The sequence below is a fragment of the Nocardia heshunensis genome (assembly GCF_054782115.1).
In genome coordinates this window covers 42680-68021 of sequence record NZ_BAAGTC010000009.1, presented here as the reverse complement: position 1 = coordinate 68021, position 25342 = coordinate 42680, and the positions used below count along the sequence as shown (strand labels likewise).

The following is a 25342-nucleotide window of genomic DNA, read 5'->3' as shown; positions in this document are numbered from 1 at the left end:
GAGGAGATCTCGGGATTCGGAAAGGAAATCTCATGCATGACGTAGTGATCGTGGGTGCGGGCCCGGTCGGCCTGTTCCTCGCCTGCGAGCTGGGCCTCGCGGGCTGCTCGGTCCTGGTGCTCGAGCGCGAGCCGGAGCCGGGTTCCCCGTGGCGGGCGGAACCGCTCGGCCTGCGGGGCCTGACGGCGACGTCGCTCGAGGCGTTCCATCGGCGCGGCCTGCTGCACCCGCTCTTGAAAGCCTCCGGCGTGCCCGACGATCCGGCCGCGACATCCGACTCGGACGAGCCGTCACGGCCGCGCTTCGGGGGCCAGTTCGGTGGCATGATGGCCGATCCGGCCGATATCGACCTCGCCGCCCTGCCGTTCCGATTGCCCACTCCGGCACCGGAATTCATGATGACCAGCCTCGAAACGATCGAGTCGCTACTGTCGGGGCGCGCGGGCGAACTCGGTGTCGAGATCCGGCGCGGAGTCGCGGTCTCGGCCGTCACACAGGACGAGCGGGGGGCCATCGCCTACGCCGATGACCGCGCCTACCCCGCACGGTGGATCGTCGGCTGCGACGGTGGCCGCTCCGTGGTGCGCGGCCTGGCGGGATTCGAATTCGTCGGCAGCGAACCACAACTCACCGGCTATGCCATGCACGTCACCCTCGCCGATCCCGAACAGCTCCGCCCCGGATACAACTTGACCTCGACGGGCATGTATCTCCGCATGCCCACCCCCGGCCACATCGGCATGATGGACTTCGACGGGGGCGCGTACGACCGCTCGCAGCCGCCGACACTCGACCATCTCCAGGCGGTGCTGCGGCGCGTTTCCGGAACGCATGTGACCGTGCGCGAGGTGCACCTCGCATCGAGCTTCACCGATCGGGCCATGCAGGCGACCACCTACCGACGCGGCCGCGTCCTGCTCGCGGGCGACGCCGCCCACATTCACTCCCCGCTCGGCGGACAGGGCCTCAACGCGGGCATCGGCGACGCCCTGAACCTGGGCTGGAAACTGGCGGCCGTCGTGCACGGCCACACCCCGAACGGACTGCTCGACACCTACACCGGTGAACGTCATCCCGTCGGCGCGGACGTGCTCGACTGGTCACGAGCACAGGTGGCGACCATGCGACCGGACCCGTACGCCCGAGCAATCCGACGCGTCATGCGCGACCTGCTCGAAACCGGCGACGGCACAACCTATGTCTACGAGCGGACCACGGGCGCCTGGATCCACTACGACCTAGGCGACACCCACCCACTGGTAGGCCGCACTGCCCCGGACTTCCGCCTCACCGACGGCACCCGCCTCGCCGACCTGATGCACGAAGGCCACGGTGTCGCACTCGATTTCGGCGACACCCGCGCCCTCCACGACACGTGGATGCACCGACCCGGCCGCATCCGCTACGTATCCGCCACCGCAAGAAACGATCTCGGCCTACGAGCAGTCCTGATCCGACCAGACGGCGTGGTCGCCTGGGCAACCGACGGTGAGCCCAACCCCGCCACCTTCGAGCAGGCGGCGAACCGCTGGTTCGGCAGTCCGCGAAGCTGACCACCTCATCGGGGAAGCGTTGCGCCGCTGCCGATTCCGGTCAGTGCGGCGGTCGCCTGCCACAGTGCGGCGGCCGTCGTCTCGTCCAGGCCCGCCTTGCTCGGCTTGCGCACGATGGGATGGCCCTTGATGCTGCCGAGGCCGTCGGGGCCGACATAGGCGTTGCCGGGCACGTCCTGGGTGGCGGCGTAGAGGATCGGCAGGGCTCCGTGTTCCGGATCGTTGAGCAGGAATCGGAAACGGTTGACGGCGTTGGCCGAGGTGTGCGCGGCCAGCGCGGTCGTTGCGATGCCGGGGTGGGCGAGCACCGACTGCACGGGGCTGCCCGCCGCGCTCAACCGCCGCTGCAATTCCAAGGAGAACAACACCAGGGCGAGCTTGGCATCGCGGTAGGCGTCCATCGGGCGATATTCCCGTGTCCGCCAGTCGAAATCGTTCACATCGAGCTTCGACTGGCGGTGCAGCTGACTGGTCACGCTGACCACGCGCCCGGTCAGGTGTGGCAGCAGCAGGTTGGTCAGGACGAAGTGACCGGTGTAGTTCGTCGCGGTCTGGAGGTCGAATCCATCCGCGGTCCGCGCCGCCGGGATGTCCATGACCCCGGCATTGTTCACCAGCACGTCCAGGCCCCCGGTCCATTCCTGTGCGAACCGACGCACGGAATCCAGGTCCGCAACGTCCAGACGCCGCACCTCGAATTCGCCGGGCAGCCCGGCGACCGCCCGGTTGCCCTTCTCCATGCTGCGCACCCCCAGCACGACCCGCGCGCCGACGCGACCGAGCTCGCGGGCCGCGATCGATCCGATGCCGCTGCCGGCCCCGGTGATGAGCACTGTCCTACCGGTCATATTCGGCAGATCTGCCGCTGTCCATGGTGTTTTCACAGTCACCAGTGCACAGCGCCCGCTCGCGCGGAGGAAGGACGAGCGCAACCACTGATTCGCAGTCAGTGGCTGCGCCGGCGCACGACTGCGACGATGAATTCGTGGAGCAAACCGTGGATCGCGCCGCGCTGGGGACCTTCCTGCGGGCCCGGCGGGCGGCCTTGCAGCCGGAGGACGTGGGACTGCGACGCGGCACCCGCCGCCGCACCCGAGGGCTCCGCCGCGAGGAGGTGGCCGAACTCTGCGACATGTCGGCCGACTACTTCGCCCGGCTGGAACGCGGCAGCGGGCCGCAGCCGTCGCCACAGATGGCCGCCGCTCTCGCCCGAGGTCTGCGCCTCACGTCCGACGAACGCGATTACCTGTTCCGGCTGTGCGGGCACCGCGCCCCACGACGGCAGCTGCGCGGCGAGCACGTGGGTCCGGGGCTGATGCGGGTCCTGGATCGGTTGCAGGACACCCCGGCACAGATCATGGGACCGCTCGGCGAAACCCTGCGCCAAACTCCGCCCGCCGTGGCACTTCTCGGGGAGCAGACCCACTACATCGGCCCTGCCCGCAGCGCTCCCTATCGCTGGTTCACCGACCCCGCGGCGCGCGATCGGTACCTGCCCGACGACCACGAGCTCAACAGCCGCGTGAATGTCGCGCTGCTGCGCGCGGCGGCCGCCCGGGACGGATCCCGTTCCGACGCCGCCCATCTGGTGTCGAGCCTGGTGCACGAGAGCGCGGAGTTCGCGGCGCTGTGGGATCGGCAGGAGGTCGGTCTCCGCTGGAATCAGGCCAAACGCTTCGTGCATCCGCAGGTCGGACGCATCGACCTGTTCTGCCAAACCCTCCAGGACCCCGACCAGTCCCAATCCCTGCTCATCTTCACCGCGACACCCGGCACCGCCGACCACGAGAAATTGGCGCTGCTGACAGTCCTCGGCACCGACAGCTTCCCGGCCGCCCGGGATTGATAGCCGATGTATATGGCGCGCAGGAGGATCGGGAGGGGGTTGGCTCGGCGTCGTCTGAACCTCGTCCGCACCGCCGTCAGGCGCGTCGACGAGCCAGTAGACCCGCGCCGCCCAGGGCGACAGCGCCGAGACCGATGCCGACACCGCCCAGCCAGCGGGCGGTGGTGTCGGAGGATGAGGCTGCCGCCGGAGCGGTGGTGCCAGCCTCGGATCCCTTGGCCGCCAAGGTGAGTGTCGGGACCGGGCGTTCGGGCTCGGTGCCGTCGGGGTTGTCGGGCTGATCCCATTTCACGACTTCGCCGTCGGCGTAGGTCTGGGTTGTGGGGAGGGTGAGCTTGTCCTGGTCGGGGAGATCGTCGACGAGGACCTGGAATTGGCCGAACTGGCCCGGGGCGATTCCCGCGCCGGGGTCGGCGGTCCAGGTCACGGCGGTCACCATGCCGGCGGCGTCCTTGGTGACGGTCGACTTCCAGCCGGGCACGGCCTGGGTGTCGACCTCGAGCAGGGCGGGGAACTGCACGGTCAGGGCGGTGCTCGCGCTGTTCGTGCCGGATTCGTTGGGGACGCGGAAGGTCAGGACCGCGTCGCCGGAGCGGGTCGCGCCGGGAGCGGAGACGGTGACGTGGGCGGAGGCGATACCCGCGCCCGCGAAGAGAGTGGTGACGCCGACGGCGGCGATGACGGCCGCGCGGGTGGCGAAGGATCGAGACATGACGAAATCCGTTCGGACGGTGCCGGATTCATGATCGATCCCGGGGCGCCCCGCCGAGACGGGGCACCCCGGGTACGCATCAATTCTTGGCTGCGTTGAGGGTGTTGTACATCTGGATGACGCTCACGACGGTCACCGGAATGCCCAGTGCCAGCGTGCCGATGGCGGTGCCGAGGCCCGCGCCCACGCCCGCACCGGCGATGCAGCCGCCGGGCGCGCCGATAATGAACACCGGCGGCATCAGCTCGGTGCCGACGACCGCGCCCGCGATGCAGCCACCGGCCAGGCCGATGGCCGCGCCGACCATGCCGCCGATGGCGGTGGCCAGGCCGATCTGGGTGCCCGCCACGCTCATCGCGTCATTGAAATCGTCCTGTGAGAAGACCGGCTTCAGCGGCTGATCGACCGCGACGGCGTCGGCCGGGTTGGTGCTCGGGGTCAGCGTCACGGTGTGGCCGTCGGCGTCGACCTGGGCGGCGATCGGCCACTGCTGCTTGTCGAGGTTGTAGGTCAGCGGCATGCCGAAGGCCAGGTTGCCGGCGCCGTCGAGGATCTCGAACTGGGTGCCGCGCACATTGATCCGGCCCGCGTCGGTGCGCAGCACGACGGAGTGGTCGACCACATTGGCGGTGTAGTGGATGCCGGGGGCGATGTCGGTGCTCACGGTCGAGCCCGGCTTCTCGGCGGGGACATCCGCGCCCGCGGTTCCGGCGGCGACGGTCAGGGAGGCGATCGCGAGGGTGGCGACGGCGGCGAACTTCATGGTCTTCATCAGGTGTGTCCTTAGGGGGAAGTCGTTATTACTGAGCAGGGGCCGCGTCGGCGGGCAGGGCGACGGTGAAGCTGCGCTGCCCCTCGACGACGTGGCCGTCCTTGGAGGTGATCAGGAACTTGGTGGTGTAGACCCCAGCCGGGCCCTGCGGCGCCAGCGCGATGCTGAGCGAGCGGCCGTCGACCTGGACGTCACCCTGCGACCAGACGTTGCCGTCGGGTCCGGTGACGGTCAGCTGCGGGTCGTCGACCTTCTCGTTGAAAGTGATGCTCACCTGCGGCGGTTCGGCCTGCAGGACGTCACCGTCGCCCGGCTCGGAATGGGTGACGTGCGAATGCGCGTCCGCCACACCGGTGCTCAGCACGAGCGCGCCCACGAATGCGGCGGCCAGCAGGGTGAATATCGATCTGAATTTATTGCTCGACAAGAGAGTTCCTTTCCACCCGGCATCGAATTCCGATTTCCGGGCAGCATGAATTCGTATTGTGCGCAGCACAAAGGAACGGTCGGGCATGGGACCGTTTACGCTGCGCAATCGACGGCGACAGTTCGCCGCAATTCATTACCGAATGTCTTCCGCCGCGGCAGTAATGGCCGGGGGCGGGTACAGAGCAGCCTCGGGCAACACGCGAATCCCGGTGGGATCAGCGCGTGTTCAGGAGGCGAGGAGAGCGGGTGGACCCCGCAGGGTGATGGCGCCGAGCAGGTCGGCGCGCGGCCGACGGTCGATGACGCGGGCGGCACGCACCGCCCGATCGTGGTCGGCGGGCAGCGGATCGAACCGGCTCAGCAGCGTCCACAGCACGCGGGAAACCGCTGCGTAGAGCCGCTCCACGGCGGTGATCAGCAGCACGCACAGGATGGTGGCCCCGATATGGGCCGCGAGCATTGCTTCGCCCGTGGCACCGACGCCTTCGGGTGCCATATGGGGATGGGCCGGGCCGGTGGCCACGGTGAGCGCGCTGTGCACGAGCAATTGCCCCGTGCCCAGCGCCGCGAACAATCGGAATCGGCCGCGCCCGGCGGACGAGCCCACCGCGGCCCCCACGGCCCCGCTGATCAACAGCAGCAGCGCCAATGCGGAGGAATGCGGTAACTCCCCTTCGAATCCGTGTGCGGCGATAGCCAATACCCCGCACAGAATTCCGGCGAGACTGCCTCTGACACGATCGCGCGACGGGTCACCGGCGTAAGCACGTGACACCATTGACGACAACCTTCACAGCAGCGAACCGAATACGGGCGGGATTCGCGCCGACTATATCCGCTCCGCCCGTCCACCCGGAAATCCCGGCCCCAATTTTCGGTTACGAATCACACTGTCCGCCAATAATTTCCGAATGGAAATTATTGGCCGGGGACACCTCCCACCGATTGATCAGTCGGTGGCGGCCAGACGGTCGAGGATCCAGTCGCCGACGGCGGGGTACTGCGGCATGCGTTGATGAGAGACCGTGCCCGGCACGAGGTCCTGGATGAATTGGTTGGTGACGCCGGGTTCTTCGATGAAGGAGGCGGGACCGGCCGGGGTGTTGATGATGTCGTCGCGGGTGGCCAGGACCGCGTAGGCGACACCGGGCTGGGCGATGGGCCCGTCGTCGAGGGCGGTCATGAGGGGGGAGCCGGTTTCGAGGTCGGCGCAGGCGGGGCAGATGACCGGGAGGAGGGCGTTGTCGGCGGCGGCACGCAGGGGCGGAATCTGGTTCGCCAGTTGGACCGCGCCGGAGAAGGTGGTGCCGTAAGTGACCGGGGTCAGCAGGATTTCGGCGTGAACGCGGTCGGCGTGGTGCAGATTCTTGGCGTAGTACTCGGCGATGGTGCCGCCCTGGGAGTGGCCGACCAGGTCGACCGCCGTCGCGCCGGTGGCGGTGCGGACGCGCTCGAGGTAGGCGGTCACCTCGTCGGCGGATTGCGCGACGGGCGCGATGCCGTCGCCGAACGGCACCGGCGAGTCGAAGGCGCCGTAGCTGGGGGCGTAGACGCAGTAGCCCGCGTCGATCAGCCTGGGCGCGAGCAGATCCCAGGCCGTCGCATCGTCGTCGGTGCCGTGCAGCAGCACCACCGGGTAGTGGTGCTCGGCCGTGGGATGGCAGCCCGGCACGTCCTCGATCGGCTGTGCGGTCGCGGGGACGGCGAGGGCGGTCATGGATACCGCGGTCGTCACGATCGCCGTGGACAGCATTCGGCGCATCGGCCGCTCCGTTCGAATGGTTGCGATGATCACCGGAGGGGCAGCCCCACGGTTCGCACCCGGTCGGTGAATGCGCCGAAGCCTACGTCGCCGGTGCCGGACCACAACTGCTGCGCCATGATCGGCAGGCGAGCCCGGATGGGACCGACCATCTGATCCTCGGTCATGGCGGTCGGGTCGTCGCACCAGACGCTCAGCGCCGAGCCGAGCAGCCGATCGCGCTGGTCGGGCCGCAAGCGGGAACCATTGACGAAAAGGCCCGGGTCCCAGGCGTAGAGCAGCTCCGGCGGCGCGTTCAGCGGGGCCGCATAACCGCCGCTGGCCCAATAGGTGGGCGTGAAGGCGTCATTGGTGATGCGATGGCCCGCGTCCACCAGCTGCTGAGGGCCATTGTCGTCCCCGACCCACGGCAGGATGCCGTTGCCACCGGTCCAATGGCCGACGACGATCGAGGGATCGATGGCAATCCTGCTGCCGGACGGGACTCCGTCGTTCCACACCCGGGCGGTCTTGCCGTAGGAGGCGACGATTCCGGCCGCGTGATTCACGAAGGCGGCCAACGCATCCTGCGGCCCGTAGTCGGCGCCGAGGCTGTCGTGTGCCCAGTCGGTCAGCTGCGGATAGCGGCTGAAATCCTTGACGTACTCGTCGCCGCCGAGGTGGAAGTAGCGACCGGGGAACAGCGGCACGAATTCCCGTAGCAGATCCTCGATCAGGCTGCGCGCCTGCGGTTTCGACAGATCGATCTTGCCGCCCGCACTACCCGCGAGCAGGCTGTCGGTGACGGCGTCGACCGGACCGGTGGTAGCCGGGTTCAGCACCAGGTCGGGATGCGCGGCGAGGATGGCGTTCATATGGCCGGGGAAGCCGACCTCCGGAATCACCTCGACCCCGTAATCAGCGGCGTAGGAGACGATTTCGGCGATCTCGGCCTTGCTGTAGTGCTGCGGCGAGGTGATCTCCGGATGAGAGTCGCTCTCCAGCCGGAAGCCGCCCACATCCGAAAGATGCAGGTGCAGCACGTCCATCCGGTAGTAGGCCAGCTCCCGGATGCGCTGCTCGAGGAAGCCGACGCTCATGTACTCCCGGCCCACGTCGAGCAGCAGCCCCCGCTCGGCATAGTCGGGCCGGTCGGTGACGGTGCCGTGCGGCAGCACTGTGGTCTGGGAAAACCATTGCAGCAAAGTCTGTGTCGCGTGGATGGCGCCTTCGTCGGTGCGCGCGGTCGCGGTCACCGCATCGTCGATGTCGAGGCGGTAGGACTCGGCCTGCTCCGGCCCGGAGGCGTCGATGCGAATCACCACCTCACCTGCCCGCGCCGGGCCAGGCGCCAGCGCGGCGGCCCGCCCCGCGCGGGTGAGATCCTCGGCGAACCGTCCGGCGATCGCTTCGGCCCCCGGCGCGGCCACGACGCGAACCGTGCCGGGCAGCTCGAATCGACCGTCACCGGGCTGCCACCGATGCACGCTCGGCACCGAAACCGGCAGCGGCGGAGACGATTCCGACCACGCCCTCGGCGCCGGCAGCACCATCGGCGCGAGCAGGAACGCCGCGAACAGCGCGGCGAACCCGGCGGCGCGCGCCCGTCGGATCACGACGCGTTCACCGGAATGTCCACGGTCGAAGGCGATGCGAAGGTCACGACACTACCCACGGGGGTCGAACTGGTGAACGGGATCGGGTCCTGGGTGGTGACGGTCAGCGTAAGCCGGTGTCCCGGTGCCAGATTCCAATAGGTGGGCGCGAGATCCCAGGCGACCTGGGTGGGTGCGCCCGGCGCGAGGCCGTGCTGGGTGATCGGCCAGTAGGTGATCTCCTTGCCCACGCCGTCGGGCCCCTCGTCGTAGAGCACTCCGATCAGGGTGAGATCCGGGCTCGACGGAACCACCGTCAGATTCACGCGCGCGGGTCCGGACACCACCCCACCGTTCGCGAACGGCGCGGTGCGCCACACACCGGCGGCATTGCGGTCCACGCTGTCGAGCGAAATCGGCGGCGCGATGCCGAGTTGCGCCGCCACCCCGGTGACATACGGCACCGCCGCGACCGACGTGGTGGCCCCGGAAATCAATGGCTGACTCCAGGATTCGGCCGGATCCCCGCCCATCACCCCGGCGGCGGGCGCCGACAGCGGGAAGGTCTGCACTGCGCTCTCGGCCGCGGCCACCGACGGGAATCCCAAATAGGGATTGCCCAGCCCACCATTGGCGGGCGAGAAGTTCACCGTGGCCTCGCGCTCGATGCCGTTGTCCGCGCCGTTGAGATAGTGGTCCAGGAACCGCTCACCCGCATCCCACGCCGGGTTGGGCAGCCCCACGATCTGGCCCGCGCCGCCGCCGGTGGAGTGGTCTCCCGCCTGCAGGTACAGCATCTTGGGTCCGGTGAGCTCGTCGAAGGAGTTCACCACCGGCCCCGAGGGCAGCAGCGAATCCTGCCAGTCGTGGACCAGGAAGACCGCGGTGCCATTGGCATTCAGCCTCGGGATGGAGTCGGCCAGCAGATGCTGGGCGGGCAGTCCCGCGAAGGCGTACCCGTTGTTGTGCAGGATGGCGTCCATGCCCCGGATCACCAGATCCGGGCTGAATCGGTTGGTGGCGACGCCCGCGGTCGCCAACGCGACGGGCCCACCGGTCTTCGGAGTTCCGTTGGGGGCCAGCGCATCCGCCAGATCCCCGGGCGGCGAGTCGGCGATGACCGCCCTGACCCGCGGATCGTGTGCCGCCGCGATCAGCGCCAGCCCCGCACCGTAGGAGCCGCCGGCGACCGCGATGCGGTCCGGGTCGACATTGAGATTGGCGATGGCCCAGTCGATCACGGCCGAGGTGTCGGCGGCATCGTTGGGGCCGAACATGTCGACGTCACCGCCGGAGAGGTACATGCCGCGCGCCGTGTACTCGATGGACACGAAATTCTCGCCGCTGGACATCTTGTACGCCGACCCGATGCTGCCCATGGCGGGCACACCCCAGCCCGACGGCTGGATGACGAGCGGGTTCTTGTGGGTGGCAATATCCGGCGGCGCGGTGATGACCGCGTTGAGCGAAACACCCGCTCCCGGAATGAACATGGTGGTGATCTGGCCGCCCGGGATCGGGACGGCCCCGGCGGGGACATGCACGAGGGCAATGCCGGAGGCGGCGAGGACGATCGCGGCGGCGGAACACAGCAGCCGGGTGCGCAGGATGGTCGACATGGTTACCGAATCACCCCGAGGAGCAATCCGAGGTTGTGTAGGAGCGAGGTCGGCGCCAGCAGCAGATAGCCGAGGAGGGTGCCGAGTAGGTCGGGAGCAGGTAATTGATCCATGAGCGGTCCTACGGCTCGGGCCGGGCAACGGTGACCGACTGAGATGAGAGCGATAGGCCCGAAGTCTATCTGCTCATTTGTGATTCATCTACGCTTGTACCGATCATTACCAATCATCTTGTCGCGAGAGTTCCATGCCCCTCATCTCTGTCCCGAAGTTGATCGAGCTGGCCCGCCCGGGTGGGCTCGGCGCCTTCAATGTCGTCACCCTCGAGCACGCGGAAGCCATCGCCGCGGCCGCGGAATCCGAAGGCCGCCCGGCGATTCTGCAGATCTCCGAGAACACGGTGAAGTACCACCGCACCCTGCGGCCGCTGGCCCTGGCCTGCCTGCGGATCGCCGCCGACAGCAGCGCCGACCTCGCCGTGCACCTCGACCACGCCACCGACCCGGAACTGATCCGGGTGGCCGTCGATACCGGCATCGCCTCGGTCATGTACGACGGTTCGACGCTCGACTACGCCGAAAATGTCGCCGCCACAGCCGAAATCGCGCAATGGTGCCGGGCGCGCGGGGTCTTCGTCGAGGCCGAGCTGGGTGAGGTGGGCGGCAAGGACGGTGCGCACGCCCCCGGTGCACGGACCGATCCAGCCGAAGCCGCCGCGTTCGTGGCCGCCACCGGCGTGGATGCCCTGGCCGTCGCGGTCGGCTCCGTGCACGCCATGCACTCCCGCGACGCGACCCTCGACGACGCGCTGATCGCCACGCTGGCCGAAACCCTGTCCGTGCCATTGGTTCTGCACGGCTCCTCAGGTGTCCCGGACGACGGCCTGCGCTCGGCGGTCCGGCACGGCATGACGAAGATCAATATCGGCACCCGCCTGAACATCGCGCTCACCGCCGCGGTCCGCACCGCCCTCGGCGACTCCCCCACCGTGTCCGATCCCCGGAAGTACCTGGGCCCCGGCCGAACCGGCATCGAACGCGATGTCGCGCACTCCCTCCGCGTGCTCGCCGGGTGAATCCGGTTGCGCCCGGGCGTCACACCAGATCGACCCGCACTCCCGCGGCACGGATGGCGGCGACCGCCTCGGCGTCGGCATCGACATCGGTGACGAGCCGGGAAACCTGGCCGATATCGCAGATTTTGGCCAGCGCCGCCCGGCCCACCTTGTCCGCGGCGGCCACCACGATGACCTCCTGGGAGCGGCGCACCATCTCGGAGCTGACCCCGGCCTCCCCGAGGTGGCGGCATTGCGCGCCGCCCTCGGCCGTGACCGCGTTGACGCCCAGAATCAGTGTGTCGAAGCGCAATTCGGCCAGCGACCGCTCGGCCAGCGGGCCGTACAGCTCGTAGGATTCGCGCCGCGCCGTGCCGCCCAGGCAGATGGTGCGCAGGTGCGGACGCAACACCAGCTCCGCCGCGATGTTCAGGGCATTGGTGACGATGGTCAGCTGGTCGTCCCCGGAGCCGGTCAGGTCGGAGCGTCCGGCCAGCGCCCGGGCCATGGCCGTGGTGGTCGTCCCGCCATTGATACCGACCACGCAGCCCGGTTTCACCAGTGCGGCCGTGTAATCCGCGATGCGCTGCTTGGCCTCGTCGCCGTGCCGGTAACGGACCGGCAGGTCGTAGGCGACGGCGCTGGCCACGATGCCGCCGTGGGTGCGGGTCGCCAACTGCTGTTCGGCGAGCGCGGTGAAGTCCCGCCGGACGGTCGCCAGGGAGACCCCGAGCTGCTCGGCGGCCTCCTCCACCGACAGCCGCCCGGTCTCGGCCAGCAACTCCAGCAACCGGTTCCAGCGCTGCGACCGGTCGATCGAGGCGGTCATCTCGGGGCCGCCGCGGTTGTTCCGGCAACCGGGCAGCGGCCGGTCAGGGTGAAGGAGAGGGCAACGGGCACGATCTCAACAGTAGAGCCGCCGGGCGATTTCACCGCCATCCGGTGGCCTCCCCGTCGCGTGGGCCGCACGCCGAGCCCGCCGGGTGCCGACCGTTATTTCATCGCGGCAGGTCAGGACGGCTGAGACACACCGTGATTCGGTGGTCGCGGACTAGACTGGAGGTGATGACGGAGTTCCGATGACCACCGACTGGGCGATGGATCGGATCCAGCCCGTACGGCGCGACGTGTCCGCGACGCTCGACATCACCGTCCATGCCGACACCGTGCTCGAATTCCAGATCGCGGTCGCCTACCAGCCGGGCATCGAGCTGATCGAATCCCTGGAATTCCTGCTGGACGGCCGGGTGCTGCAGGCCGAGGAGCTACTCGGGGCCCACCGCACCCGCATTCATGTGGTGCACTCACCCGCCGGTGCGCTGCGGGCGAGCTACCGCGCCACCGCGCTGGGGTCCGCGATCGCCGAACCGGTCTCCGCCTACGACCGCTCGATGTACCTGCGGCCCAGCCGATTCGCCGAATCCGACAAGTTGCTCGGCTTCGCCGCCACCGAATTCGGTTGTGGAATAGGCGATCCCGGCATGCCCGCCCGAGTCGTCGACTGGGTCGGCCGTCGCATCACCTACCTCGCGGGCAGTAGCCTCCCCATCGACGGGGCGGTGGAGACCATGCTGGCGGGTGCCGGGGTGTGCCGCGACTTCACCCATCTGGTCGTCGCTCTCCTGCGAGCCGTCGGCGTCCCCGCCCGGGTAGCCGCCGTCTACGCCCCCGGCTGCGTCCCGATGGACTTCCATTCCGTCGCGGAGGTCTACGTCGACGGCGCCTGGCAAACGTTCGACCCCACCCGCCTCGCCCCACGCTCCGCCATGCTGCGCATCGCCACCGGTCGCGATGCCTCCGACATCGCCTTTCTCACCAAGCACGGCGGCGACATCACCCTGCAGGGGCCCTATGTGACCGCCTTCATCGACGGCCCACTGCCCCTCGACGATTTCCATACGCCCAGCACAATCGGCTGACGGACCCGTCGACGGGTGTAGCGTGAGAGCCACGGTGATTGCTCCGGCGCCGCCGACCGGGCGGCTCCATCGCCGAGCATCCAGACCGCACGCGGTCGGACGGGAGCGTCCGACGTGACGCCTTTCCACCACAGCTCCACTGCCACCACCGATTTGACCGACGACGACCGCGGCGTGAACGCCTTCCTCACCCTCGGCGACGACCTGGTCCGCACCCTGGCCGACGCCCTGCAACGCCTCGACCTGCTCCGCGGCATCCTCGAGGACACCGAAGTGCCCCTACCCCAGCAACATTCGGCCAGATCGAAGGCCCGCGACCTGATCGCGGCCGTGGAACTCGACATCCGCTCCGCCAACAGCGCCATGCTCGACATCACCGGCGACTGGCTCATGTCCGCCCCGGGCCGCTCCGGCCCCCTCGCCCTCCGCTCCGCTCCCCTGCCTTGATCGGCCGGAAATGAAGGACGGGACAGGATATGACAGACTGTCCCAGACAAAGTATCCGGCAGCCAGGAGGAGCGACGATGGGTAGCAGGAAGCGCAAGCGGCAGGCGGCTCAGGCCCTGGTCGAGGGCAAGACACCCAAGAACCCCGTGGTGATCAATGCGCGCACGCCCGACAGCACCGCGGCGCGACTGTTCGGTCTGGGCCTGGCGGGCACCGGCGCGGCCCACTTCACCGCCCCGGCAGCCTTCGATCGCCTGACGGCCGTGGCCTTCCCGCGCTCGACGCGCAACTGGACCTACCGCAACGGGGCCTCCGAACTGCTGCTCGGCCTGGCCATCACGATTCGCCGCACCCGGGTGCTCGGCGTGATCGGGCTGGCCGCCTACGTGGCCTTCCTCGGCAGCCGCGTGGCCGGGGGCCGTGGGGCCACCGCCGAGACCCCGGATGCCGCGCCGAGCACGCCCGAGACGGCCGTCTCCTCGGGAGTCTGACCGGGCCGCAAGCTATTTCAGCGGCAGGGCCGCATTGGTGCCACCGACGTCGGTGATCTTCCAGTCCGCGTTCTTGTCGACGGTGATGCTGTAGGTGACGGTGGTCTGCGCGCCCTGCGGGTTCTGGGTGTTGGTCGAGTTGACGTTGAGGAAGACGTTCACCTTGTAGACGCCGCCGGTGGCCGTGTCGACCTTGGCGGCGATCGGGGTAGCTGTGGACGTCCACTGCAGCGGAACCATGAGTTCCTGCAGTTTCGGCGCGGTGGCGTCGAAGGTGCTCGACAGCTTCGGCACGGTGTCGGACTTCAGTTTCGCCAGCCAGGTGTTGAAGTCCTTGTAGTTGATGGTGGCCGCACCGACGGCGTAATCGGTCGCGACCTGTTCGGCGTGCTTGTCGTCGGCGGCCGCCGCCCGCGTATCGGCGAGATCCGAATGCGACTGCCACAGTAGGAATCCCAGTACACCGGCGACGAGCACCAGCACCACGCCCAGGGCCGAGGCGATGAGCGTGGACACCGGCAGCGACAGACTCACGGTCTGTTTGCCCGGCCGCGGGGACTCCTTTGCCGCGGTGACGGTTTCAGCGGTGGCGACGGTGTCGTCGTCGGTGGTTTCGGTCTTGGCGAGGGTGGTCATTGGTTCTCCCGAGCTATTTGACTTGGATCTGCAGCCGGATGCCACCATCCGGTTTCACCGACTGCAGTGCCTGTGCGATCAGTGCCGAAAGGTCGATGCCGGGCAGCGAATTGACGGCCTGGGTGAGCAAGGGCGCAACGACCGGATAGGCCGCGCCGAGATCAGGGCCGATGGTGCGGAGGTAGTCGGTGATCTTCGGCAGCACCACCAGGATGCCGTCGCCGGTGGTGTAGGCGTCCGGCACCGGGCGGGCGTTCATCACGACCTCCAGCGATTTCACCAATTCCTGTACCTTCACCCCGAATTCGCCCCACTTGGGTCCCGCCGCAGCCATATCCGCGCCGGCCTTGGCGACATCGGGTCCGGGCACCTGCATGTTCTGCAACAGGGTGTCGAGCTGAGGCGCCCGGCTGAGCAGAGTGGCGGCCAGCAGGTTCGACGCCCGGATCAGATCCGGCATGACCGCCTCGGTGCCCGACATGGACTGCGAGAAGGTGGTCACCAGCGAACCCAGCGACTGCGGGTCGAACTGCTCGAGCAGCCGGGTGACCGTACCGGCCATCTCCGGGATGGACACCGGCTGCCGGATCGACGTGGAGTCCACGTGCGCACCGTTCTTCAGATACGGTGCGCCCGCCCGCTGCGGCTGGAATTCGAGATACGGCTCCCCCAGCGCAGAGAGATATTCGATGGTGACGATGCTGTCCACCGGGATCCGGTATTCGCTGCGCACCCGGAAATTCACGTGCACCCCACCGGCCGAATTCTGTACCTCGGTGACCTCACCGACCCGTAAGCCGGACAACAGGATCGGCGAGCGCGGCACCAGGTTGAAGGCATCACTCATCTCCAGGGAGGCGGTGGTGTACTGCTGGAACCAGCCCACCCGCGCGATGCCGAAGGTGAGATACGCAGTACCGACTACGAAGATCGCCGCGATGGCGCTCAGCGAGAGCACCGAACTCATGCGGGCCCTCATCGCACCATTCCGATCATTCGCAGGGTCGCGATCATGGTGGCCACCTGTTGATCGGTCGAGACCGGCTCGCCCTCGACCGACAGACCGGTGACACCGATCTTCGGCCCTTGCTCGAAGAAAGGAATCAGCTTGTCGCGCAACAGATCCGTGAGCATGTTCAGGTTGGACGGGGCGCTCAGGTTCAGCGGGCGGGCCTGGTTGAACAGCAGCGGCACGAACGCCTCGGCGGCCGCGTCGCCGGCCTGGAGCAGCGGGGTGACCCACACCAGGGCGTGGGCGATGCCGCCGATCGCGCCGATGATGCCGATGGCATGGATCATCGTCTGCGCCAGCGCGGTGATGTCCTTGCCGCCCTGCGGCGTGAGCAGGACATCGAGGGCTTCCCGATTGTTCTGGATCGCGGCCAGGTTCGACTGCAGCCCGGCAATGAACGCATCGGACTGGTCCAGGTGCTGGGAGACGTCGATGACATCGTCTTTCAGCACCGAGGCAACCCGCGCGGTGTCGGCCGGATCCTGCGGCAGTGCGGAATTCAGCTTGTCGACGATGTCCTGCGCCGACCGCAATGCGCCGCCGGAGACGAAGGTGGCCAGACCCGAGATGACGTCCTCGATCTGCAACGCCGGCACCGTCTGCCCGACCGGAATGGTGGCGCCGGCCCGCAGTGTGCCGGACCCGGCGGGCACATTGGTGTCCAGCGCGATGTAGATGTCACCCAGGACGGTGTCCTGCCGCAGTTGGGCGCGGGTCGCGGTGGGCAGTGAGATCGCCTGCTGGATATCGACCTGCGCGGTCGCCGATCCCGGCCCGGAGGCGGTGGGATCGGCGACGACGACCTTGTTCAGCTGCCCGATCCGCGCACCGTTGACCACCACCTTCGCCCCCGACGGCAGGTTGAGCGCACTGCTGAACTGGATGTCGATCCGATACGTCGGCCCCGAGACGCCCGCACCCGGCAGGGTGAAGCGGGCGGGGTCCACCGCACATCCGGCCACGCCCAGCAGCGCCGCCTGCGCGACGGCCAGCGCGGCGACCGCGCGTCGTAATCCGCTGCCGCGCACTGTCTTCGAAGGGACTCTCATCGCACACCTAACGATCCGAGCACCAGTGGCACCAGGTCCACGGAGGTCATGCCGTCCGTCGCGTCCGCACAGCGGCCCGGCAGCACCGCGTTCAGTACCCCGCACACCTGCTGGGCCTGCTCCGGCGCAAGCGCCACCCGCGGCGGGGCGTAGCTCACCGCGACCGCACCGGTTTGCGGATCGGTGACGTTGCGGAACATCGAGGCGACCGCGGGGATCATGCCGACGAGCTGTTGCAGGCTGCCGACATTCGCGCCGAGCAGATGCAGCAGCGGCACCGAGGAGTCCAGCAGTCGCAGGATCGGGTCACCGTATTTGGTGGTGAAGTCGTTGAGCCACGGCAGGATGGTCACGATCGAATTCACCAGCTCGACCACCTCGTCCCACACGAAGTTGACGGTCTCGAGGATGGGCGCGAAGCCGTCGAGCATCTGGCGCAGATCACCCCAGTTGTTCGCGACACTGGCGACCAGTCCGTTGAGCTTGTCGATCAGCGATCCGATGTGGTCGACGGCCGCGTCGGGGCTGTGCAGGGCCGCGCCCAACTGCATGACGATGTCGTTCAGCTTCGGTCCGCTGCCCGCGGTCGCCTTGTCGAACAACGAAATCGCGTCCTTGACGCGGTTCTGCTCGGCCGGATCACCTCCGCCCTGGAGCTCGTCGGCGACCTTGGACATGGCGGTGAAGACCTGGGTGAGGCTCTTGGGCGTCACCGTTTCGGTGACGCAGGTCCCCGGGTTCCAGTCCGCCCCTGCGGTGCCGAAGATCGCCAGTGTGCGGTCGGCGACAATACTGTCCGACACGGTCGTGGCACTGGCCTTCCCACGCAACGGATGTGTGGCGTCGACCGCGAAATCCACGCGGATCCCGGTGCCCTCGGGTCGCAACGCGGTGACGGTCCCGACCTTCATGCCGCGCATTTTCACGTCATTGCCCTGGTAGAGGCCGATGGCGTCGGGCATGATCGCGCAATACCCGATCGCCTTTCGCATCGGCTGGAGGAAATACACCGCGGCGGCCGCGGCCACGATCACCGCGAGGACACCCGCCATGATCGAGACGAAGGCGCGGGAGGCGACGAGTCGGTGCAGCATCAGCAATCCCTCCCCGGCATCGGAAGGCAGAACGAGGTCGCGGAAAGCGCTGGAGCCGACAGGGTTCGGCCCGACTGGTCGATCGCGATCCCACCCTGCGGGCCGGTCATCCCCTGCAATTTGGCCCCCAGCTGCTGCAGCGAACCGATGACGTCGCCGAGGCGCTCCCCGAGCTTGTCCAGGGACGGCTTGGTTTCGACGAGCTTGTCCAGCAACGGTTCCAGATGCGTGCGGTACGCCGGTTCGATGGCGGCAATGCGCGAGACGAGCTCGACCACGACCCGCAGCGCGTCCAATACCTCGGCGCGCCTGTTGAGCACCGTGGTTTCCATGATGCCGATCTTGGTCAGCATGGCGCCGATCGCCGTCTTGTACTCGCCCAGTAGCCGGACGTACTCGTCGGCGACGTCGAGTGCCTTGTTGACCTCGCTGTTCTGCCGGTTCACCACATCCACGAAAGAGGCCATGGCATCGGTCATCTGGCCGATCGCGCCGGGGCTCTTCTCCAGTGCGCCGGTCAGGGCGTCGAGGTTGGCGCGCAGCGTGGTGCCGTCGATGGTCGCCAGCGGCCGGGCGGAATCCTGCATCGCCTTGGCGAGACTGTAGGGCAGCGTGACATGGTCGGGTGGAATTTTCTTCTCGCCCAACGGATTACTCCCCACCGTGTGGACCGCGACATAGTGACCGCCGATGGCGGTGAGCATGCGAATGTCCAGGGTGGTCTGGTCACCGACGAAGATCTGCTGCTCGACGGTGAAGGTCATGCGCACCGCATCGTCCAGCAGCGTCAGGCCGGTCACCGAGCCCACCGTGATCCCCGCGATGCGGACCTCGTCACCCACCCGAATACTGCCCGCCTCGGTGAGATCCGCTGTGTAGGTGGTCTTTCCGATCGGCAGGAAGAACACGACGGCGCTGGCGATCGCCAGCACGACGGTGACGGCCATCCCGCCGAGGCCGAGCAGCAGCTGCCGCCGCAGCGCGGTCGCCTCGTGCCGGTCGTTACCGAGGACGAAATCCGTGAACCCGCCGATCGCGCGCCTCAACCGTTGTTGCATACGGCGATCCTTTGCCCCGAGATCAGAATGTCCGCCACGGCCGGCAGCTGGGCCTGGCCGTGCGAGCAGGTGAAATTGACGCCCGCTCGCACCGGGACGGCCGCCGTCAGCGATTGGATGAAGGCGGGAAGCTTGCCGATCGTGTCCAACAGCGTCTGCGGATCCGGGAACAGCGACCGCAGGTCCGCGTCCAGATCCGGATTGCCGGGATGGGTGAAACCCAGCGCGGCCAGCAGATTATTGAGTGCACCCAGCACCGGCGGCGCGACATCGACGGCGTCCATCAGGCCGTCGAACTGCTTCTGCAGATTCACGAACACGGTCGAGATGCCGTCGATGAGCAGGCCCGCCTCCGGCGACTTCCCGCCGATCTGCTGCGCGATCTGATCGAAGTTGTGCAGCAGCGCCGAGATCACCGCCTGCCGGTCGGTCGCGTACGCGGACAGCACGCCGACGGCGTTCAGGGTCGCCCCGACCCGGCTGCCGTCGCCCTCGAGCACCGCGCGCGCGTTGACGGCCAGCTGGTTCACCGCCTCCGGGGAAAATTCCTTCAGCACCGGCTCCATGCCGTTGAAAAGCGTTGTGATATCGAAGGAGCCGCTGGTGTGCTCGAGCCCGATGGTGGTTCCCGATCGGGCAGGAGCACCCGCCCGGTCGGGCTGCTGAATGTCGATGTAGCGCTGTCCCGTCAGATTCTGGTACCGGATGGCCAACCGGCTGGCCTCGTACACCGGCCGATCGTTCTGCACACTGAAGCGGACCCGGGCATTGCCGCCGTCCAGGTCGATGTCGGACACCTTGCCGACGGCCACGCCGTACATGCGCACATCCGAGCCCGTGCGCAGACCGCTGACATCGGTGAACAGCGCGTCGAACGAACGCGCGCCGCCCGCGACCGGCCGCTGGATCGCGGCCACGATGCCCACCAGCAGCACGACCATGACCGTCGCGAAAATGCCGAAGCGCACGGCGATTCCGAGTAGCGACGCCTTCTGCCGTCTCATCGCGGTCCCTCCGCATTCGCCGGTGCCGCGGGCAGCGGTCGTCCGCCCAGCAGCGGTACCGCCACCGCGGGCACACCGCGCAGTACGACGTCGATACCCAGTTGGGGACCGTCGGGTGTGTCCTGGAAGGAATTGCCCAGGCGGGTCAGCAGTTCGGTGAGATCGGCGCTCGACTGCGCGGGCGTGGGCACCATTTTCGCCAGCTGGTTCACCACCACCGCCAGGCTGTCGGTCCAGCCGTTGAGTCCGTCCTTGGCCGTCCAGCCCAGGTTCGCGATCTGCGGCAGCAACTGGTCGACCACCAGCCCGACACCGATATCGAACCGCGGATCCCGCAACGCGTCCATGTGGTAGATCTCGTTGATCAATTTCACGGTGTTCTCGGCGAACAGACCCGTCCCGTTGAGGAACGATGCGATCTGTCCGATCAGGAACGACGACGGGTACCGCTGGGTGTCGGCGACCGAACGACTCACCGTGACCAGTGTCTGGATCAGCGGTGTGAACGCCGCGATATTCGAACCCGCCTGGGTGAGCAGCTTGGTCATTTCCGGGGTCAGGACATCGGTGGTGGTGGCCGCCAGCTGTCGCAGCAGACTGCCCATGGTCACGTCGTGCACCCGGCCCGCGGTGGTGAGGTCGATCAATTCGCCGCCGCGCAGCGCGTTTCCGCCGCCACGCCGCTTCAGGGTCACCTCACTGATCCCGAACAGGTTCGACGGCGAGTAGTCCACATCGAAACTGTCGGTGAGACCGAATAATTCGGACGCTCGCAGCGACAGCGTGACCAGCTGCTGGCCATTGGGCTGACCGGCGATCTCGTCGATCCGGCCGACCCGTACCCCGTTCAGCCGCACCTCGGCCCCCGGGATCACGCCGTCCCCGATCCCATTGGTGCGCAGCTGAATTCGCATGTCATCCGGGGTGCGCAGGCTGCCGGATGCCTGCCACGCGACGACCAGCACGACCGCAAGCAGCGCCGCGATCAATCCCGCTATCCGAGAATGGCGTGCGGACGTGGTGACACCGGGCATTCCATAAGACGGCATCGGTCTACCCCGTGACCACGATCGGCGAATTCAGACCCCACAGCAGGATCGTCAGCACCATGTCGAGGGTGATGATCGAGATGAAGCTGGCGCGTACCGCGCGACCGGACGCGATCCCCACTCCTTCGGGACCACCGGTGGCGAAAAAGCCTTGATAGCAATGGATCAGAATGACCGCGGTACTGAACACCAGCACCTTGATCACCGCCGCGACGATGTCCCAGCCGCTCACGAATTGAAAGAAATAGTGGTCGTACACGCCGCTGGACTGACCGTGCACCACCAGCGTCACCGCCGAACACGACAGGTAGCTGAGCAGCAGCGCCACCAGGAAGGTCGGTACCACCGTGACCGCCCCGGCGATGAGCCGCGTGGTCACCACGAACGGCACCGATTTCAGGCCCAGGGACTCGATCGCATCGATTTCCTCCGAGATGCGCATCGAACCGATCTCGGCGGTCATGCGGCATCCGGCCTGCGCGGCGAATCCGATCGCCGCCGCGATCGGCGCGAGCTCACGGGTATTGGCGAAGGCCGAGACCACACCGACCATCGGCCCCATGCCCAGCATGTTCAGCACCGGCACCGCACCGATCGCGACGCCACCGCCCATGGCGATGCCGAGCACCACCAGCACCGGCACCGTGCCGCCACCCACGATCACCGAGCCCCGACCCCAGGTCAGGTCGGTGATCGCGCGCATGGTCTGCCCGCGATAGCGCCTCAACGTCAAGGGAATCGAGGAGAACACCTGCCAGACGAAACCGAGGATGAAACCCAGATTGTCGATCGGGCCGAAGAGCACGTTCTTGCTCCGGACGACACGGTAGGCCCGCCCCAGGCCCAGTGGCACATACGGCGCGGCCATCAGGCGATCCTCACCGGTAGGAACATCATGGTCAGCTGGGTGATGCCGACATTCACCACGGCGATGGCCAGCACCGACAGCACCACCGAGGCATTGACGCCATCGGCCACACCGCGCGGGCCGCCCTTGGCCTCGAGGCCGCGCTGACAGGCCACGATCACCACGATGAAGCCGAAGAGCATCGCCTTGAACATGGAGATGTAGACGTCGTTCATGGACGCGAAGGCGCCGAAGCTACCCCAGTAGCTGCCCGGGGTCACCCCCTGCACGCCGGTGGCCATCGCATACCCGGCGACCACGCCGGTGAACATGATCAGGATATTGAGCAAGGGCGCGACGATGAGCATGGCCGTCATGCGCGGAATCACCAAGCGGTGCAACGGCGAGATGCCCATGGTGTCGAGCGCGTCGATCTCCTCGCGGATCTTGCGCGCCCCCAGGTCGGCGGCGATGGTCGCGGTTCCCGCGCCGCCCAGCAGCAGCCCGGTCGCCATCGGCGCGCCCTGCTGGATGACACCCATCCCGCCGGCCGCGCCGAGCAGCGAATCCGCACCCACCTGGTGGATGAGATTGCCGACCTGCACCGACACCACCACCCCGAAGGGCACCGCCATCAGCACCGCAGGGATGGCGGTGACGGTGACGAGATACCAGCACTGACGCAGCATTTCGCGCCACTGGAAGCGGCCGGTCACCACATCGGTGACCGCACCGATGACCGACTCCAGCGCCATGGCGACGACCCGGCCGAAGGTGCGCAGTGACGACAGCACGGTGTCGGACACATTGCGTCGCGCGAGCCGCACCAAAGTTCCACTACCGGAAACCCTTTCGGGCACCTCTGTCACCGCCATGTCGATCTCCGTGTAACTGGTCCCACTCCGAGCCCCCCGATAGGTACTGCGTCACAACTGATTTCAGGCAAACGAAGGGATCCCGGCCGTTGCCAGCGCAGGACGTGTGGTGAAGGCGTAGTGGCGGAACGGGAAGTGCCGGTTGCCCCACCACTGGTTGAGTCCGGTGGTGGGCCGGATCGCCAGTTCACCTTGGTAATTCACGTAGTACGTGTTCGAGCCCGCACAGGGCGCGGTGACCCACATCGAACCCTCGGTGCGGTCGGTGCAGAATTTCGCCCAGTCGTCGTAGGCCGCCCGGTTCACATCCACCTTGGTGGCGCCCCGGCGGCGCGTCTCGACGATCGCGCGCCGGGCATGCGCGGCGGTGTTCTCGATGGTCACCAGGATCGAGCTGGGGATGATCGAGTTCGGGCCGCAGCCGACCATGAACAGATTCGGCCAGTTCGGCACGCTCACGCCCTGATAGGCGTGGTAGCGATGCTCGTGCCAGTAGTCGCCGAGTTCCTCGCCGGTCTCGCCGTAGAGGTGGAAGGCGGGCGCGAAGCCGCGCTCGCAGACCCGGAACCCGGTGGCGCACACCAGGACATCGATCTCGTGCTCGACACCGTCGGCGGTCAGCACACCCTGCTCGGTGATCCGCACGATCTTCTCGGTGATCAGTGCGACCCGGTCCTTCTGCTTGAAGGTGCTGAAGTACTCGTTCGACATGGACGGGCGCTTGCAGCCGGGAGCGTAGGTGGGCGTGAGCTTTTCGGCGAGCTCGGCATCGCGCAGCCACAGCTTGTACAGGGCCCCGCCCGCCTTGGTGACGTACGGCATGGCCCTGGGCATCCGCCGCAGCGACAGCAGCCCGCCGATGAGGCCCATGTCGATACCGCTGGCGATCGCGCCGCGCACCGCCGCGCGCACCGGCTTCACCCCGCTGAGCACCTTGTCCAAGCCCCAGTCGATGCGGAAGTCGGGCTTGGGGGCCAGCCAGATCGGGGTGCGCTGGAAAACCGTCAGATGCGAGGCAACCTTGGCCAGCTCCGGAATCAATTGCAGCGCGGTGGCTCCGGTGCCGATGATGGCGATCCGTTTGCCGTCGTAGTCGTAGCCGTGGTCCCACCGGGCGGTGTGCACCTTGTGCCCGGCGAAGGTGTCGATGCCCGGAATATCGGGCAGCTTGGCCACTTCCAGCAGTCCGAGCGCGCCGATGACGAAGCGTGCGGTGACCTCTTCACCGCCGTTGACGGTGACCCGCCACAGGTGGTTGTCCTCGTCCCAGCGCGCGCCGTCCACGGTGGTGTTCAGCCGGATGCGGCGGCGCAGGCCGTAGGCGTCGACGACGCGCTCGATGTACTGCTGAATCTCGTGGCCCGGCGGGAAGAACCGCGAGGAAGAGGTGAACGGCATGCGCGAAAGGCTGTAGAACACCGCCGGAATGTCCACGGCAATACCGGGATACGTGTTCACGTACCAGGTGCCGCCGATGCCGTCGTGCTTGTCGATCAGCACGAAGTCGTGAATCCCGGCCTCGCGCAGTTCGATCGCGGCGGCGATGCCACCGAAACCCGCGCCGACGATGAGGACCTCATGGTCGGGCCGAATCACCGTGTCGCTCTCAGGCATTGGACACCGCCCGGGCCGCGGCTTCGTCGAGCCTGCGGACGACGGCGGCGGGCAGCACCCGGTCGACCAGACCGACCAGGCCGTCGATGTCCATCATGCGCGCCGCCATCCGCGCCCCCGCCGGCGACAGCCGACCGCTGGTGCAGGCGATCCGCGATTCGAACGGTGTCGGCGCAATAGCCGGATTGCGCGCGGCAATGCGAACGATATTGCGCGCCACGGTTTCCGGGCTGCGCGCGATGAGCTGCGCGGCCAGCACCGAGATGTTCTTGCCGCGCCCGACCGACTTCCCCTCGGTCTCCACCACCTGGGCATTGGGGTAGAAGCCGGTATTGATGAAGGCGGGCAGCACGGCCGTGACCCCGACCCCGGTACCCGCGAACTCGAGCCGCAGGCATTCGGTGAACATCTGTGCCGCAGCCTTACTCGTGCAGTAGGCGGTCGAGAGCGGGATCGGCAGCACCGCCGCCGGTGAGGTGACATTCAGGATGCGCCCGCCGTGACCGGCCTCGATCATCTGCCGGCCGAACAGGCGGCTGCCGTGCACGACGCCCCAGAAGTTGACGCCCATGATCCGGTCCCAGTCCTCGACGGTATGCCCGAGGAACGGACCGGCGGTGGTGTAACCGGCGTTGTTGACGACAACCGTTGGTGCGCCGTGTGTTTCGTGGACGCCCGCGGCGAAGGTCTGCATCGCGGTCACGTCCGAGACGTTCACCGCGTACGGGAACGCCTGTCCGCCCAGCGCGGTGATCTGGTCGACGGTAGCCGTGGCCGTGTCGCCGTTGAGGTCGCTCACGATGACCCGCGCGCCCTGCACCGCGAAGCGTTTGGCGGTCGCCCGGCCGATACCGCTGCCCGCACCGGTCACGACAACCAGCTTGTTCTCGAATGTGGCCATGTCTACCTCAGTTCGATTTCACACA

The 25342-nt window shown here is 67.7% G+C and carries 26 protein-coding genes; 6 read left to right on the top strand and 20 right to left on the bottom strand.

Going from position 1 to position 25342, the window contains the following annotated elements; all coding sequences use genetic code 11:
- Positions 1-32 precede the first annotated feature (32 nt).
- On the top strand, positions 33-1553 hold the full coding sequence (locus ACYVN4_RS28210) for an FAD-dependent oxidoreductase (RefSeq protein WP_460725043.1): 1521 nt from the start codon (positions 33-35) through the stop codon (positions 1551-1553).
- Between the two features lie 5 nt (positions 1554-1558).
- Here ACYVN4_RS28210 and ACYVN4_RS28205 read toward each other — a convergent pair whose 3' ends face one another.
- Positions 1559-2401, bottom strand: coding sequence for an SDR family NAD(P)-dependent oxidoreductase (locus ACYVN4_RS28205; RefSeq protein ID WP_460725042.1), 843 nt, complete (start codon positions 2399-2401; stop codon positions 1559-1561).
- 137 nt (positions 2402-2538) lie between these two features.
- Between ACYVN4_RS28205 and ACYVN4_RS28200 the strand changes: the two genes are divergently transcribed.
- On the top strand, positions 2539-3399 hold the full coding sequence (locus ACYVN4_RS28200; RefSeq protein WP_460725041.1) for a helix-turn-helix transcriptional regulator: 861 nt from the start codon (positions 2539-2541) through the stop codon (positions 3397-3399).
- 76 nt (positions 3400-3475) lie between these two features.
- Here the strand turns inward: ACYVN4_RS28200 and ACYVN4_RS28195 are convergent, their stop codons facing one another.
- From ACYVN4_RS28195 to ACYVN4_RS28165, 7 genes are all read right to left on the bottom strand, one after another.
- Positions 3476-4111, bottom strand: a complete 636-nt coding sequence (locus ACYVN4_RS28195; protein ID WP_460725040.1) for a YcnI family copper-binding membrane protein — start codon at positions 4109-4111, stop codon at positions 3476-3478.
- 79 nt (positions 4112-4190) lie between these two features.
- Positions 4191-4883, bottom strand: coding sequence for a hypothetical protein (locus ACYVN4_RS28190; RefSeq protein WP_460725039.1), 693 nt, complete (start codon positions 4881-4883; stop codon positions 4191-4193).
- Between the two features lie 28 nt (positions 4884-4911).
- On the bottom strand, positions 4912-5310 hold the full coding sequence (locus ACYVN4_RS28185) for a copper resistance CopC family protein (RefSeq protein WP_460725038.1): 399 nt from the start codon (positions 5308-5310) through the stop codon (positions 4912-4914).
- A gap of 228 nt (positions 5311-5538) precedes the next feature.
- Complete coding sequence (locus ACYVN4_RS28180; RefSeq protein WP_460725036.1) at positions 5539-6090, bottom strand: hypothetical protein; 552 nt, start codon at positions 6088-6090, stop codon at positions 5539-5541.
- 171 nt (positions 6091-6261) lie between these two features.
- A complete protein-coding gene (locus ACYVN4_RS28175) occupies positions 6262-7074 on the bottom strand; it encodes an esterase/lipase family protein (protein WP_460725035.1) in 813 nt (270 codons plus the stop codon).
- Positions 7075-7103: 29 nt separating this feature from the next.
- A complete protein-coding gene (locus ACYVN4_RS28170; RefSeq protein WP_460725034.1) occupies positions 7104-8669 on the bottom strand; it encodes a family 20 glycosylhydrolase in 1566 nt (521 codons plus the stop codon).
- Positions 8666-10267 carry a CocE/NonD family hydrolase gene (locus ACYVN4_RS28165; RefSeq protein ID WP_460725033.1) on the bottom strand — a complete coding sequence of 534 codons (1602 nt, stop codon included), beginning with the start codon at positions 10265-10267 and terminating at the stop codon, positions 8666-8668. Before ACYVN4_RS28165 ends, ACYVN4_RS28170 begins: the two co-directional genes overlap by 4 nt.
- Positions 10268-10514: 247 nt before the next feature.
- Here ACYVN4_RS28165 and ACYVN4_RS28160 point away from each other — a divergent pair, with 247 nt between their 5' ends.
- A complete protein-coding gene (locus ACYVN4_RS28160) occupies positions 10515-11342 on the top strand; it encodes a class II fructose-bisphosphate aldolase (protein ID WP_460725032.1) in 828 nt (275 codons plus the stop codon).
- A 19-nt stretch (positions 11343-11361) separates the two neighbouring features.
- Here ACYVN4_RS28160 and ACYVN4_RS28155 read toward each other — a convergent pair whose 3' ends face one another.
- The gene (locus ACYVN4_RS28155; RefSeq protein ID WP_460725031.1) at positions 11362-12150 is read right to left on the bottom strand and encodes a DeoR/GlpR family DNA-binding transcription regulator; all 789 of its coding nucleotides are present in this window, start codon (positions 12148-12150) and stop codon (positions 11362-11364) included.
- 250 nt (positions 12151-12400) lie between these two features.
- Here ACYVN4_RS28155 and ACYVN4_RS28150 point away from each other — a divergent pair, with 250 nt between their 5' ends.
- From ACYVN4_RS28150 to ACYVN4_RS28140, 3 genes are all read left to right on the top strand, one after another.
- A complete protein-coding gene (locus tag ACYVN4_RS28150) occupies positions 12401-13240 on the top strand; it encodes a transglutaminase-like domain-containing protein (protein WP_460725030.1) in 840 nt (279 codons plus the stop codon).
- A gap of 114 nt (positions 13241-13354) precedes the next feature.
- Positions 13355-13687: a hypothetical protein gene (locus ACYVN4_RS28145; RefSeq protein ID WP_460725029.1), complete on the top strand. Its 333-nt coding sequence runs from the start codon at positions 13355-13357 to the stop codon at positions 13685-13687.
- A gap of 77 nt (positions 13688-13764) precedes the next feature.
- Positions 13765-14178: a hypothetical protein gene (locus tag ACYVN4_RS28140; protein ID WP_460725028.1), complete on the top strand. Its 414-nt coding sequence runs from the start codon at positions 13765-13767 to the stop codon at positions 14176-14178.
- Between the two features lie 12 nt (positions 14179-14190).
- Here the strand turns inward: ACYVN4_RS28140 and ACYVN4_RS28135 are convergent, their stop codons facing one another.
- The 11 genes from ACYVN4_RS28135 to ACYVN4_RS28085 form a co-directional block, all read right to left on the bottom strand.
- On the bottom strand, positions 14191-14814 hold the full coding sequence (locus tag ACYVN4_RS28135) for a hypothetical protein (RefSeq protein ID WP_460725027.1): 624 nt from the start codon (positions 14812-14814) through the stop codon (positions 14191-14193).
- A gap of 13 nt (positions 14815-14827) precedes the next feature.
- The gene (locus ACYVN4_RS28130; protein WP_460725026.1) at positions 14828-15781 is read right to left on the bottom strand and encodes an MlaD family protein; all 954 of its coding nucleotides are present in this window, start codon (positions 15779-15781) and stop codon (positions 14828-14830) included.
- An 8-nt stretch (positions 15782-15789) separates the two neighbouring features.
- Complete coding sequence (locus tag ACYVN4_RS28125; protein ID WP_460725025.1) at positions 15790-16875, bottom strand: MlaD family protein; 1086 nt, start codon at positions 16873-16875, stop codon at positions 15790-15792.
- Positions 16872-17969: an MlaD family protein gene (locus ACYVN4_RS28120; protein WP_460725024.1), complete on the bottom strand. Its 1098-nt coding sequence runs from the start codon at positions 17967-17969 to the stop codon at positions 16872-16874. Before ACYVN4_RS28120 ends, ACYVN4_RS28125 begins: the two co-directional genes overlap by 4 nt.
- A complete protein-coding gene (locus ACYVN4_RS28115) occupies positions 17969-19027 on the bottom strand; it encodes an MlaD family protein (protein ID WP_460725023.1) in 1059 nt (352 codons plus the stop codon). Before ACYVN4_RS28115 ends, ACYVN4_RS28120 begins: the two co-directional genes overlap by 1 nt.
- On the bottom strand, positions 19012-20031 hold the full coding sequence (locus ACYVN4_RS28110; RefSeq protein ID WP_460725022.1) for an MlaD family protein: 1020 nt from the start codon (positions 20029-20031) through the stop codon (positions 19012-19014). The genes ACYVN4_RS28115 and ACYVN4_RS28110 overlap by 16 nt, the downstream gene beginning before the upstream one ends.
- Positions 20028-21080, bottom strand: a complete 1053-nt coding sequence (locus ACYVN4_RS28105) for an MlaD family protein (protein WP_460725021.1) — start codon at positions 21078-21080, stop codon at positions 20028-20030. The genes ACYVN4_RS28110 and ACYVN4_RS28105 overlap by 4 nt, the downstream gene beginning before the upstream one ends.
- A 4-nt stretch (positions 21081-21084) precedes the next feature.
- The gene (locus tag ACYVN4_RS28100; protein ID WP_460726701.1) at positions 21085-21951 is read right to left on the bottom strand and encodes an ABC transporter permease; all 867 of its coding nucleotides are present in this window, start codon (positions 21949-21951) and stop codon (positions 21085-21087) included.
- Positions 21948-22802, bottom strand: a complete 855-nt coding sequence (locus ACYVN4_RS28095) for an MlaE family ABC transporter permease (protein ID WP_460725020.1) — start codon at positions 22800-22802, stop codon at positions 21948-21950. The genes ACYVN4_RS28100 and ACYVN4_RS28095 overlap by 4 nt, the downstream gene beginning before the upstream one ends.
- Before the next feature lie 63 nt (positions 22803-22865).
- A complete protein-coding gene (locus ACYVN4_RS28090; protein ID WP_460725019.1) occupies positions 22866-24416 on the bottom strand; it encodes a flavin-containing monooxygenase in 1551 nt (516 codons plus the stop codon).
- Entirely contained in the window at positions 24409-25317 is a 909-nt protein-coding gene (locus ACYVN4_RS28085; RefSeq protein WP_460725018.1) for an SDR family NAD(P)-dependent oxidoreductase, read from the bottom strand. Before ACYVN4_RS28085 ends, ACYVN4_RS28090 begins: the two co-directional genes overlap by 8 nt.
- Between the last annotated feature and the right edge of the window lie 25 nt (positions 25318-25342).